This is a genomic window from Microbacterium maritypicum (genome assembly GCF_008868125.1).
GTDB lineage: Bacteria > Actinomycetota > Actinomycetes > Actinomycetales > Microbacteriaceae > Microbacterium > Microbacterium maritypicum.
The window spans coordinates 1,805,983-1,817,666 of sequence record NZ_WAAQ01000001.1 but is presented as its reverse complement, the minus strand read 5'-3'; the positions used below and the strand labels follow the sequence as shown (position 1 = coordinate 1,817,666).

12 protein-coding genes and 4 tRNA genes are annotated in these 11,684 nt (G+C 67.9%); 8 read left to right on the top strand and 8 right to left on the bottom strand.

Annotation, left to right across the window (positions count from 1 at the left end):
- Nucleotides 1-5 precede the first annotated feature (5 nt).
- A complete protein-coding gene (locus tag F6W70_RS08780; protein WP_055867964.1) occupies nucleotides 6-899 on the bottom strand; it encodes a sulfurtransferase in 894 nt (297 codons plus the stop codon).
- A 145-nt stretch (nucleotides 900-1,044) separates the two neighbouring features.
- Here F6W70_RS08780 and zapE point away from each other — a divergent pair, with 145 nt between their 5' ends.
- The 3 genes from zapE (at nucleotide 1,045) to F6W70_RS08765 (ending at nucleotide 4,030) form a co-directional block, all read left to right on the top strand.
- Complete coding sequence (gene zapE, locus F6W70_RS08775; RefSeq protein ID WP_055872456.1) at nucleotides 1,045-2,082, top strand: cell division protein ZapE; 1,038 nt, start codon at nucleotides 1,045-1,047, stop codon at nucleotides 2,080-2,082.
- Nucleotides 2,083-2,216: 134 nt separating this feature from the next.
- Nucleotides 2,217-3,455 (top strand): ammonium transporter, encoded by a 1,239-nt coding sequence (locus F6W70_RS08770; protein ID WP_017830508.1) that lies wholly within the window; start codon nucleotides 2,217-2,219, stop codon nucleotides 3,453-3,455.
- A gap of 20 nt (nucleotides 3,456-3,475) precedes the next feature.
- Nucleotides 3,476-4,030, top strand: coding sequence for a type II toxin-antitoxin system PemK/MazF family toxin (locus F6W70_RS08765; protein ID WP_318278843.1), 555 nt, complete (start codon nucleotides 3,476-3,478; stop codon nucleotides 4,028-4,030).
- On the opposite strand, the gene F6W70_RS08760 is transcribed toward F6W70_RS08765, so the two are convergent.
- Nucleotides 3,996-5,153 (bottom strand): N-acetyltransferase DgcN family protein, encoded by a 1,158-nt coding sequence (locus F6W70_RS08760; protein ID WP_318278842.1) that lies wholly within the window; start codon nucleotides 5,151-5,153, stop codon nucleotides 3,996-3,998. The two genes, F6W70_RS08765 and F6W70_RS08760, sit on opposite strands and share 35 nt — an antisense overlap.
- Nucleotides 5,154-5,549: 396 nt before the next feature.
- Complete coding sequence (locus F6W70_RS08755) at nucleotides 5,550-5,999, bottom strand: GIY-YIG nuclease family protein (RefSeq protein WP_151486409.1); 450 nt, start codon at nucleotides 5,997-5,999, stop codon at nucleotides 5,550-5,552.
- Nucleotides 6,000-6,088: 89 nt separating this feature from the next.
- Between F6W70_RS08755 and F6W70_RS08750 the strand changes: the two genes are divergently transcribed.
- Entirely contained in the window at nucleotides 6,089-7,171 is a 1,083-nt protein-coding gene (locus tag F6W70_RS08750) for a PQQ-dependent sugar dehydrogenase (RefSeq protein ID WP_318278841.1), read from the top strand.
- Between the two features lie 103 nt (nucleotides 7,172-7,274).
- Here the strand turns inward: F6W70_RS08750 and F6W70_RS08745 are convergent.
- A tRNA-Val gene (locus F6W70_RS08745) sits at nucleotides 7,275-7,350 on the bottom strand.
- 151 nt (nucleotides 7,351-7,501) lie between these two features.
- On the opposite strand from F6W70_RS08745, the gene F6W70_RS08740 reads away from it, so the two are divergent.
- From F6W70_RS08740 to F6W70_RS08725, 4 genes are all read left to right on the top strand, one after another.
- Nucleotides 7,502-7,574 (top strand) — tRNA-Gly (locus tag F6W70_RS08740).
- 54 nt (nucleotides 7,575-7,628) lie between these two features.
- Nucleotides 7,629-7,699: transfer RNA gene (locus tag F6W70_RS08735), tRNA-Cys, on the top strand.
- Nucleotides 7,700-7,726: 27 nt separating this feature from the next.
- A tRNA-Val gene (locus F6W70_RS08730) sits at nucleotides 7,727-7,798 on the top strand.
- 131 nt (nucleotides 7,799-7,929) lie between these two features.
- Complete coding sequence (locus F6W70_RS08725) at nucleotides 7,930-8,502, top strand: dihydrofolate reductase family protein (protein WP_151486408.1); 573 nt, start codon at nucleotides 7,930-7,932, stop codon at nucleotides 8,500-8,502.
- A gap of 63 nt (nucleotides 8,503-8,565) precedes the next feature.
- Here the strand turns inward: F6W70_RS08725 and F6W70_RS08720 are convergent, their stop codons facing one another.
- The 4 genes from F6W70_RS08720 to F6W70_RS08705 all read right to left on the bottom strand — a co-directional run bounded on the left by F6W70_RS08720 (nucleotide 8,566) and on the right by F6W70_RS08705 (nucleotide 11,683).
- A complete protein-coding gene (locus F6W70_RS08720; RefSeq protein ID WP_055867994.1) occupies nucleotides 8,566-9,792 on the bottom strand; it encodes a Dyp-type peroxidase in 1,227 nt (408 codons plus the stop codon).
- Entirely contained in the window at nucleotides 9,792-10,325 is a 534-nt protein-coding gene (locus F6W70_RS08715; protein ID WP_151486407.1) for a copper chaperone PCu(A)C, read from the bottom strand. The genes F6W70_RS08720 and F6W70_RS08715 overlap by 1 nt, the downstream gene beginning before the upstream one ends.
- Before the next feature lie 11 nt (nucleotides 10,326-10,336).
- Nucleotides 10,337-10,954, bottom strand: coding sequence for a copper resistance CopC family protein (locus tag F6W70_RS08710; RefSeq protein WP_055868009.1), 618 nt, complete (start codon nucleotides 10,952-10,954; stop codon nucleotides 10,337-10,339).
- Nucleotides 10,955-11,077: 123 nt separating this feature from the next.
- Entirely contained in the window at nucleotides 11,078-11,683 is a 606-nt protein-coding gene (locus tag F6W70_RS08705) for a hypothetical protein (RefSeq protein WP_151486406.1), read from the bottom strand.
- Between the last annotated feature and the right edge of the window lies 1 nt (nucleotide 11,684).

Below are 11,684 nucleotides of genomic sequence, written 5' to 3'. Positions count from 1 at the left end.
CATGTTCAGAGCGTGCCGGGCTCTGAGCCGGTGACGATCGGCACACGCACCGCGCTGCCCCACTCGGTCCAGGACCCGTCGTAGTTGCGCACGTTCTCGAAGCCCAGAAGGTGGGTGAGTACGAACCAGGTGTGGCTCGAGCGCTCCCCGATGCGGCAGTAGGCGACGACATCGTCCCCGTCCTTCAGCCCGGCCCCGTCGCGGTAGATCGCGTCGAGCTCGGCACGGCTGCGGAAGCCGCCGTCCTCGGCGACCGCCTTGGCCCACGGCACGCTCTGCGCGGTGGGGATGTGGCCGGCACGCAGCGCGCCCTCGTCGGGGTACGCGGGCGCCGTGGTGCGCTCACCGGTGTACTCCTCGGGAGAGCGGACGTCGATCAGAGGGCTGCCGATATGGGCGAGAACGTCATCCTTGTACGCGCGGATGAGGGAGTCGTCGCGCTCGACGACCGGATACTCCGTGGCCGGACGGCTGGTCGCCTCACGCGTGAGCTCGCGCCCCTCCGCGATCCAGCGGTCGCGTCCGCCGTCGAGCAGACGCACGTCCTCGTGACCGAAGAGGGAGAAGACCCAGAGGGCGTAGGCGGCCCACCAGTTGTTCTTGTCGCCGTAGATGACGACCGTGTCCGAGCGATCGATGCCCTTGCGGCTCAGCAGCTCGGCGAAGCCCTCGCCGTCGACGTAGTCGCGCACCACGGGGTCGTTGAGCTCGGTGTGCCAGTCGACCTTCACCGCTCCCGGGATGTGGCCGGTCTCGTAGAGCAGGACGTCTTCATCGGACTCGACGACCACCAGACCCGGCGCTCCCAGCCGTTCCGCGAGCCACTGCGTGGTCACGAGGCGGCCCGGTTCGGCATACTCGGCGAACTTGGGGGAGGAGGAATCGAACTCGATGGCCATGGGATCTCCGAAGCGTTGAGCGGACGAGGGGGCGGTGGGAGACGGCGTAGTGTTGATCCGTCCCTTCGACGATAGATCCCCGCCGAGCACCCTGCGCCCGATTCGTAAGACTTCGACACAGGTGAGCACCTGATTCAGGACTGTGATGACCGACCAGACCAGCCGCACGGGAATCGTGCACCTCACCGAGCGTCAGCCGACCGTCAGCGGACCCGAGATGCTGGCGAGCCTGGTGCCGCCGCCGCAGTTCGACTCCGCGACGTTCGACAGCTACCGCGCTGATCCGGCCTATCCCTCGCAGGAGGAGGCGAAGGAGACGCTGATGCGCTTCGCCGGGCGCGGTACGCCCGCGAAGCGCGGCGGTCTGTTCAGCCGCGCGAAGAAGGAGCCTGAGCTCAAGCCCGGCGTCTACCTGGACGGCGGGTTCGGCGTGGGCAAGACGCACCTTCTGGCGTCGATCTACCACGCGATGCCTGCGCGTCGGAAGTACTTCGGCTCGTTCATCGAGTACACCGCGCTCGTCGGCGCGCTCGGTTACAAGAACACCGTCGATCTGCTCAAAGGCGCCGACCTGCTGTGCATCGATGAGTTCGAGCTCGACGATCCGGGCGACACGATGGTGATGACCCGTCTGCTGGGGGAGCTCGTGCCGACCGGCACCCGGCTCGCCGCGACCTCGAACACCCCGCCGAACGCGCTCGGCGAGGGACGCTTCGCCGCACAGGACTTCCTGCGCGAGATCCACGCCATGTCCGACAGCTTCCAGACGCTGCGCATCGACGGCGTCGACTTCCGCCAGCGCGCCCTCGACGGGCACGCGGTGGTGCTCGACGACGCGGCGTACGCCGACGCGGTCGAGAAGGCGGGCGCCGCCGGTGCGACATCCGACGACCGGTTCGACGATCTGATCCGCCACCTCGCACAGGTGCATCCGTCGCGCTACATCAGACTCATCGACGGCGTCGCCGGTGTGGGTCTGCGCGGGGTGCGCCAGCTCACCGATCAGTCGGAGGCACTGCGCTTCGTGGCTTTCGTCGACCGCGTGTACGACGCGCAGATCCCGATCCTCGCCACGGGGCTCGGGCTCGACTCCGTCTTCTCCGATGAGATGCTCGCCGGCGGGTACCGCAAGAAGTACCTGCGCGCCATCTCTCGACTCAACGCCCTCACACATTCTGCGTAAGCCCGCAGAATCGCGTAACGCGATGTTCACGGGCGGAGCCGCGCTGTAACCGCGGGGAAACAAACCTCACGCATTGACGAAACCGCAGGTCGTCACACTGAAGCTCTCAATTACTTCGGATGTGAGGTTTTCCTATGGATGCTCCCGGCAACATCTCGTGGGCGATCACCGCGACAGCGCTGGTTCTGCTCATGACGCCCGGCGTCGCCTTCTTCTATGGCGGTCTCGTCAAGGCGAAGAGCGTCGTCAGCATGATGATGATGAGCTTCGGCTCCATCGGACTCGTCGCCGTGCTGTGGATTCTCTTCGGCTTCTCGATGAGCGCCGTCGACAGCCCGACCGCTTTCGCGGGCAACCCCTTCGCCGACATCGGGCTCTCGAGCCTGGCTGCGGGTGAGGGCTCGAACGTCGCGCTCCTGGGAGTCGCCTACGGCGCCACCTTCGCCATCATCACCGTGGCGCTGATCTCCGGAGCGATCGCGGATCGTGCGAAGTTCGGCAGCTGGCTGATCTTCGCCGGCATCTTCGCGACCGTCGGCTACTTCCCGGTCGCCGCGTGGGTCTGGGGCGGTGGCTGGATCATGAACCTCGGCACCACGCTCTTCGGCGAGGACAGCGGCATCGGTGTGATCGACTACGCCGGAGGTACCGCCGTGCACATCAACGCGGGCGCCGCGGCCCTCGCCCTCGCGCTGGTGCTCGGCAAGCGCATCGGCTTCCAGAAGGGCATCCTGAAGCCCCACAACGTGCCTCTGACGCTCCTCGGCGCCGCGCTGCTGTGGTTCGGCTGGTTCGGCTTCAACGCCGGCGCGGAGTGGCTCGCGGAGGACATGGGCGGGGTCGGACTCATCGGTCTGAACACCCTGGGGGCGACCGCTGCCGCCATCCTCGGCTGGATCCTCGTTGAGAAGATCAAAGACGGCAAGCCCACCTCGGTCGGAGCCGCCTCCGGTGCGGTCGCCGGTCTGGTCGCGATCACCCCGGCGTGCGCCAACCTGACGCCGGGCTGGGCTCTGCTGCTGGGCGCACTCGCCGGAGTCGTGTGCGCACTCGCGATCGAACTGAAGTTCCGTCTCGGCTTCGACGACTCCCTCGACGTCGTCGGCATCCACCTCGTCGGTGGTCTCATCGGAACGGTGTACCTCGGCTTCTTCGCCACCGAGACCGGCCTCTTCGTCGGCGGCGACGCCCGCCAGCTCGCCGTGCAGCTGATCGCCGCGCTCGGAGTGCTGATCTACTCCTTCGTGGTCGCCTTCATCATCGGTTTCGCCATCGAGAAGACGATCGGCTTCCGTGTCACGAACGAGGACGAGATCGCCGGTGTCGACCAGGTCGTGCACGGCGAGGAGGGCTACGCACTCGCCGACGCGTGATCTGCGGTTAGGGTGACCGTGTGAGCAAGACCAACGGCATCCTGGCAACACTCGCGGAGATTCTGCTCAAGGCAGTGGGCTCCGGCCGGGCGTCTCGGACAACAGATCCGAGACGCCCGGACGCGCGTCTGCGGACCCCGCAGGAGACCTCCACCCCCGCCGGCACCGAGACCGCCCGCATCGATCCGGACCGGATCAGGGATCTGCGGGTCGCCTATGCGCCGCAGCGGGACGGTGCCCCGGATGCCGGCGAGATCGTCTGGACCTGGGTGCCCTACGAGGAGAACGACGGGCGCGGCAAAGACCGTCCCGTGCTCGTGATCGGCCGGCAGTCAGCGGATCGCGTGTACGCGGTGCGGATGACCAGCAAGCCGCACGACGGGGAGCGGGACTACCTCTCGATCGGGACCGGGGCCTGGGACTCTCAGGGACGCGAGTCCTGGGTCGACATCGAGAAGCTGTACAGCGTCCACGAACGCGGACTGCGACGGGAAGCGGCGGTCCTCGATCGCCGCCGCTACGACCGCGTCGGAACGGCTCTCACGCGGCGCTACGGCTGGTCCGTCGCGGGCTGAGCATCGGGAACGCCTGCAGCACCATATCGACGAGTTCGGCCAGCGGTCGTGTGAGCGGGTCGGTCGCGGGGAGTCCCGTGCGGAGCTCGATCTCGTCGATCGCGGTGGCCAGCTGTTCCGTCGAGAGGTTCTCGTGGTTGACGGTCACGCCGATCACCGTCGTGTCGGCGAACGCCTCGATCAGGGCGATCTCGCTCGCGACCGTGGGCATCGCCACCATGGGGAAGTCGCCGAGGACCTTGCGTCCGGGGGCGTGCTGCACGATCACGCCTGCGGGCTGGCTGCCGCGGAGGATGTGCGCGGAGGTGATGTAGGCGGGATGGCTGAGTGCGCCTTGTCCTTCCACGATGATCACATCCGGGTTCTCGCCCTCGAACGCCGCGACGACCTGATTCTCGACCTCGCCGGAGCAGAACTGCGGGACGAGGGCGTCGAGGGCGACACCGTAGCGCCCGCCCTGGATGATCGTGGTCTGCCCGGTGCCGACCATCACAGCGTGCACGCCCCGCTCATTGAGCGCCCGCACGAGGATCGTCGCCGTGGTGCGCTTGCCGATCGCTCCGTCGGTGCCCAGGATCGTGATGCGCGGGCAGGTCACGTCGAAGATGCGACCGGAGAAGAGGTGGAGATCCTTCTTGTCGCGCGGGCGACGGATGTCGGTGATCGTGACCTGGGCGAGAAGCGCCGCGGCGACGAACTCGGCGTCGTCGGTGAGGAACTCGTGCAGGCCGTTGATGATGTGCATTCCGCGGGCGATGCCATCCAGGAGCACGGTGCGCTGATCGGCTGAGAGCAGGCCGTCGGCGGGAGCGACGCCGCAGATCAGGTAGTCCGGGACGTGCCCGGCGTGCGCGATCGCGGTGGGGAGACCGTCGAGGATCGGGATGTCGTTCACGTGTCCGTCCAGAAGCATCCCGGCATCCGCTCCCGCGTGGGTGCTGTCGATGACGCTGAGGATCTCGTACTTCTCGGAGTGGCGGACCAGCCCGTTGGCGGTCTTGCCGTCCTGCTCGCCGAACTGGCCTTCGCAGTACACGATCGCGGTCGTCCCCGAGGGGAGGCCGATCGGGGCGGCCCAGGCGTGCGCGGGGTCGATGAAAGACGGAACTGACGGGGTGGGCATGATGCTCCTCGGACTCGCACAGAGGAGGCGACGGAGAACGAAATGACCGATGAGGCCCGTTGGTCGACGAGAAGTCTTCCCTGATGCCGGCAAGATACCGGCACCCTCACCGTAGCAGTGGTGTCTGGGACCCGGCCGCGAAGATCCGGGGCGATCGACCGTGGTGTCTCGTTCGGTGCTCGAGGGGCCGCCGGGAGGCAGGTGAGGAGCAATCCGATCCGCATCGGGCTTCGAACCAGTGGTGAGTCGCGCACCGCGGCGCCACACGAGGAGGAATCATCCCGATGCCAGCCGCAGCCTGCGACCACCCGGGGTCGGGCCGCCACAGCCTGATCCTTCCCGAGACGCGGTGCCGGGTGACTGGACTTCCCGAAGCAGTCGCCCGGCATCGTCATGTCACAGCTCGGGTGCCGCGGCGTCGATACCGCGCAATGCTCCGCTCAGCCAGCGTCCGTACAGCGGCCACGGCTCGCCCTCTTCCTGGAGGGCAGCGACGTGCGCCCGCAGCTCATCTGTCCAGGTGAACCACTCACCGCCCTCCCGGATCGCGGCGAACTCGCGATGTCGCTGCTGTTCGACGGCGCGACCGCCGCGCTCGAAGGCCAGGAGCTCGTCGTGCCTGATGCTGGCCAGCCGCTGTCGCGGACGCCGGCTCGTGCCGATCTTCACGCGACGGTCGAATCGGATGTAGTAGACGACGTCGACACGGGGGACGGGGAGGTCGGGATCGGGGGCGTCGCCGACGCGCCATCCGCAGGAGGCGCAGCACCACGAGCCCTCCGTGCGTACTCCCCGTGTGCCTCCGCAGAGCGCGCAGGGGCCGGGGAGAAGCTGATTCGTCGACACCGTGGCAGGCTACGCGGCCCCTCGGACACACGCCTCTTCTGCGCCGCGCGCAGCGCGTCTAGTGTCGAACGCGAGGCGAGGGAACGGTGATGAGGACGACGCGGCGAGGGTTGAGGGCATCGGCCGCGTTGTGCGCCGCCGGGATCGCTCTCGTCGCGTGCGCGCCGACACCACCTGCTCCGCCTTCGCCGACGCTGTCCTCGGGGTCCGTCAGCATCTCCCCGGAGCAGAGGGAGACGATCGTGCAGGGCCTGGAAGCCCCCTGGTCCATCGCGTTCTCCGGGAGCACCGCGTTGCTCAGTGAACGCGACACCGCCCGCATCGTCGAGGTCTCGGATGCGGGTGAGACGCGCGAGGTGGGCGTGATCGAGGGCGTCGAGCCGCGCGGCGAAGGCGGCCTGCTCGGTATCGCCGTACACGAGGGCGACCTGTACGCGTACTCGACGGCCGCCGACGAGAACAGGGTGCAACGATTCGGCCTGTCGGGCGCGCCGGGGTCGATGAAGATCGGTGAGCCCGAGACGATCCTCTCCGCCCTCCCCGCCGCCGGTAACCACAACGGCGGCCGCATCGCTTTCGGCCCTGACGGGATGCTCTACGTGACGGTCGGCGACGCCGGCGACCGTGAAGGCTCTCAGGATCTCGGATCTCTCGCGGGGAAGATCCTCCGCGTCACACCGGATGGGCGCGTGCCGGAGGACAACCCCTTCGAGGGCTCGCCCGTCTACAGCCTGGGCCACCGCAACCCGCAGGGGCTGGCGTGGGACGAAGACGGAACGCTCTACGCGAGCGAGTTCGGTCAGGACACCTGGGATGAACTCAACGTGATCGAACCGGGCGGCAACTACGGATGGCCGAGGGTCGAGGGCATCGCTGACCGTGCGGATTTCATCGATCCGGTGCAGCAGTGGACTCCCGGCATCGCGAGTCCGAGTGGCATCGCGATCACCGCGGGGTCGATCTTCATCGCGAACCTCCGCGGAGAGCGGATCCGACAGGTGCCGCTCACCGACCTCCGTGCCTCCGGCGAGTTCCTCGTCGAGTCGCTCGGGAGGCTTCGGGACGTCGCGGTCGCACCGGACGGGGCGCTGTGGGTGCTGACGAACAACACCGACGGTCGGGGAGACCCGGACGAAGGCGACGACCGCGTCGTGCGTATCCCTGTCGGGTAGCGCGACGGCAGGTCGACCGGCGGCCGCGCGTGAGGGAACCGGGAGGTCTCCGGCCCAGGCGGTGGGGAAACGAAAAGAACCCCCGAGTGGATCGGAGGTTCTGTGGTGGGCGATACCGGACTCGAACCGATGACCTCTTCCGTGTGAAGGAAGCGCGCTACCAACTGCGCCAATCGCCCATACCCGCGGGGTACGTCAACCGATACTACCGGACGCTCAGAGGCCCTGTGGACCACTCGGCGAGACACGCGCGAGATTCGCTGCCGGTTTGGCGGAGTGCGGATCTTCGGCTAATGTTTCATGAGTGCCCGGGACAACCGGGAACGAAATGCGGATGTAGCGCAGTTGGTAGCGCACAACCTTGCCAAGGTTGGGGTCGCGAGTTCGAGTCTCGTCATCCGCTCGAGTGCAGGAGATCTTCTTCGGAAGATCTTCCGCACGTGGGGTCAATCCACACGGTGGCGTGGCCGAGCGGCTAGGCACCGGCCTGCAAAGCCGTTTACACGGGTTCGAATCCCGTCGCCACCTCACGGGAAAACTGAATAGCCCCAACGGGCGCGATTGGCGCAGCGGTAGCGCGCTTCCCTGACACGGAAGAGGTCACTGGTTCGATCCCAGTATCGCGCACAGACAGAAACCCCCGGTTCTCCGGGGGTTTTTTCGTGTCCGGAGTGCGACCGGGAGGATGCGATCCGTATCGGCGGGGGTTACGGTGGTGCGATCCGCGAAGATGCGGACCCACGCCAAGGAGAACGATCATGGGATCGCTTCGATACTCGATCAACGTCACGCTCGACGGCTGCTGCGATCACGAGGCCGGCGCCGCGCCGGATGAGGAGTCGATGCAGTACTGGACCGCGGAGATGGAGCGCGCCGACGCCCTGCTCTTCGGCCGGGTGACCTACGAGATGATGGAATCCGCGTGGCGCAAGCCCGCGACGGGTGTGTGGCCGGACGGGATGAGCGCGTGGGATATCCCCTTCGCCGAGGCCATCCACGGGGCGAAGAAGTACGTCGTGTCGAGCACGCTGAGCGAGGTCGACTGGAACGCGGAGCTTGTTCGCGGCGACCTCGAGCGTGCGGTTCGACGTCTCATCCTCGAGTCCCGCGGAACGGTGTGGGTGGGCGGCGTCACGCTTCCCGTGGCGTTGGCCGATCTGGGATTGATCGACGAGTACGAGTTCGTCGTTCAGCCGGTGCTCGCCGGACACGGGCCCGCGCTCCTCTCCGGTCTGCGCGAGCGCATCCCTCTCGAGCTCATCGGCCGCCAGGAGTTCCGTTCCGGCTCGTTCGCCCTGCGATATCGACCCGTGCGGGAGCAGGTGCGGTGACCGCTCGTGCGCCGCGGGTGGGTGTCCGACCGTGCCCGGCCGTCGCCGGGCACGGTCGGAGTCTCAGGCGAGGAGGGTCTCGCCGATGAATCCGCCCTCAGCGCACCCGGGTGGGATCGCGAAGACGGCCGACCCGATCGGAACCGTCCACTCGTTGAGCAGGTCGAGTTCATCGAGTCTGCGCTGCATCGGGACGAACTGCCGCTCGACATCGGCTTGGAACGAGACGAAGATCAGGCCGGATTCGGACACCTCGGTGCCGACCGGTCGCTCGTCGTAGTTGTACGCGCGGCGGAAGATGTGTTCCTTCCCCTCGCCGCGGGCGCGTCGGATATGTGCGAACGGCGCGATCACGGGGAAGCCGATCGCCGTCGTCGCCTCGAAGTCGGGTTCGTCGAACTCCTCGGTCCCGGTCAGCGGGGCGCCGTTGGCGAGCGTCCTCCCCACGGATGCGTCGCGTCCGCTGCGGTCCAGTCGGTCCCACTTGTCGAGATCCATGCGGATGCGGCGGATCACCATCCCGGTGCCTCCGGCGAGCCACCCGTCTGCGCTCCACACGACCTCGTCGAACTGCTCCGTGCCCGGTTCCGGGTTGGTCGTGCCGTCCACCTGCCCGAAGAGGTTGCGCATCGTCGTGCCGGGGCGTTCCGTGCCATGGGCCCGGCGGAAGCCCTGCTGTGTCCACCGGATACTCGCGAAGCCGCGGGCGTCCTTGAGGAGCATCCGCGTCGCGTGGGCGACGGTCAGCGGATCGTCTCCGGCGATCTGCACGAGAAGGTCGCCGTCCGAGAACTCGGGCCGTAGCTGATCCACCCTGAAAGCCGGAAGGGGAGCGAGCCAGGAGGGCCCCGCTCCGGCGGCTCGTGCGACGAGCCCTGGACCGAACCCGAAGGTGATCGTGAGCCGCGCCGGGGAGAGCGCGAGCTCCGGCTCGGAGTCGGCGAGGGCAGGCAGCCCCTGCGTCAGACGAGCCGCGTCATCCGTCAGGATGCGCATCAGGCGGGTGAGACCTTCTCGGTCGACATCCTCGCGGAGATCGAGGCCGAGGAAGATGCCGTGTGCCTGCGCTGCGGTATCGACACCGGCCTGGTGGACTCCGAAGAACGGCACTGTGAGCTCACCGTTCATCGGGGCGGAGACCGGTTTCGCTGCGCTCTCCTGGCGGTTCAGGGCGAGGTCCACTCCCACGGCCGCGACCGCGCCGACTCCGGCGACAGCGCCTCCGAGGAGGAACTGCCGCCGGGTCGACCCGGCGCGGCGGGAGCGGGCGCCCTCAAGGGGCGCCGACATCAGTGATCCATACCCTCGTGCTCTTCGCCGCCCTCGTAGTTCTCGTTCGCGCCGGAGTAGTCCTTGACCGGAGCGGTGAACTCATACGTGGAGTCGTCGGAGAACGTGAGAGTGAAGGCGACGTCACTGCCCGCGGTGAGAGGACCGGAGAGGCCCATCAGCATGATGTGGTTAGCTCCCGGCTCCAGGGCGAGCTTCCCTCCGGCGGGGATGACGAATCCGCCGTCCTTCTCGCGCATCACCATCTCGCCGGCCTCGTTCTCGACCGTCTCGTGCAGCTCGATCATGTCGGACGCCTCGGACGTGACGGAGACGACCGTCACATCGTCGTCACCGCTGTTGAGGAGGGTGCCGAAGGCGGCGGACATGCCTTCGTCCGCCGACTTCACCCAGGCATCCTCGATGGTGACGGTCTCGCCTGCCGGGCGGGAGGCGGACTCGGAGGTGCTGCTCTCCGGCGTGCAGCCGGTGAGCGCGAGCAGGGAGACCGCGATCACAGCGGCGAGGCGGGGGAGGTTCTTGGTGGTGTTCACAATGGTGCCTTTCACAGGTCATCTGCCGCGGATCCGCCGTCGTGCGGCGGAGCGGCTGCCGTCCGAGGACGACGAAGGAATCGAATGAGGACGAGGGCGAGGACGGCCACGGCCGCTCCGCCCGCGCCGATGAGCAGCACCCTGAGGGCGCTGCCCGAATCTGCTGCGGTCTGATCCGGCTGTTCTGCGGAGGCCGGAGGTGTCGCTGTCGAGCCGCCGGAGGTGGGGCTCTGCAGCGGTTCGGCGTCGCCGATCGTGAAGGGGATGACCCCGGCGATCGGATGACCGTCTTCCGACACGACCTGCCAGCGCACCTGGTAGCCGGCGGTCGGCATTCCCGGTTCGAGCGCGGCGGTGACCGTGCGCCCGGCGACTGTCGCATCGCCGGAGACCCAGTCCTTCCCCGACGCGTCCACGACCAGGACGACGGCCCCGGTCAGCGACTCATCGAGCACCAGGAGCTCGCCGGAGAACGTCATCGTGATGCTCTCCGGCGCTGCAGCCAACTGCTCATCGGCGGCCGGCGTGCTGGACATCAGTTGGTCGTGGGCGGACGCGGGCGTGGCGATCGCGAGGGTCGCGACCGTCGCCAACGCCAACCCGGCCGCAATCCTGCGGACAGGGGACATGGGAATGGCCTCTCATCAGACGTCGCGTGCGCGACGTTCATGCAAGCGTTCAGAACCCGCGCGCATCGATGGCGCACGGCGGTGACGCACCACAGGACCGGTCGGGCCGGTACAGGGCGCGGATCAGATCGCAGCGAAGAGAGGCGGAGCGCGACCCCTGAGGGTGGCGAGGAGGACGAGGCCTACGGCCCGCTCGAGATCGAACCGACCATGCAAGCCGCCGGCGACCGGGGCGACCGGAAGCACCAGGACATGATCGACACGGCGACGCAGCCAGCGGACCACCTGCACGGCGAGATCGCGGAGGGCGAGGACCAGGCGCTCGCCCCGATGAAGCGCGGCCACCGTCAGAAGTGCGGCGATCGCGTGTCCCAGCCACATGGACGCATCGGCGGCGACGGCCTCGGGGACACCGGCCGTCGCCGGGATCACCAGGGGCGCCCCATGCACGTGCGGGGTGGCGACGCCGGACGGCGTGACGGTGCCGAGCACGAACAGCGTGTGGAACAGGAACTGGCTGACCGCGACGGAGATGCTCAATCGGATCAGCGACAGAGAACGACCGGCGAGCAGCACGCAGATCATGAACGAGAACACCCACGGCACGGCGATGCCGAGCGCTCCGGGCATCTGCCCGCCGCCCGAGACGTGACCTGCGAGAGCGACGAAGATCGCCAGTGACGAAGCAGCGAAGCCGCGGACGACGGCTGGCTTCCTGGATTCGGTCACG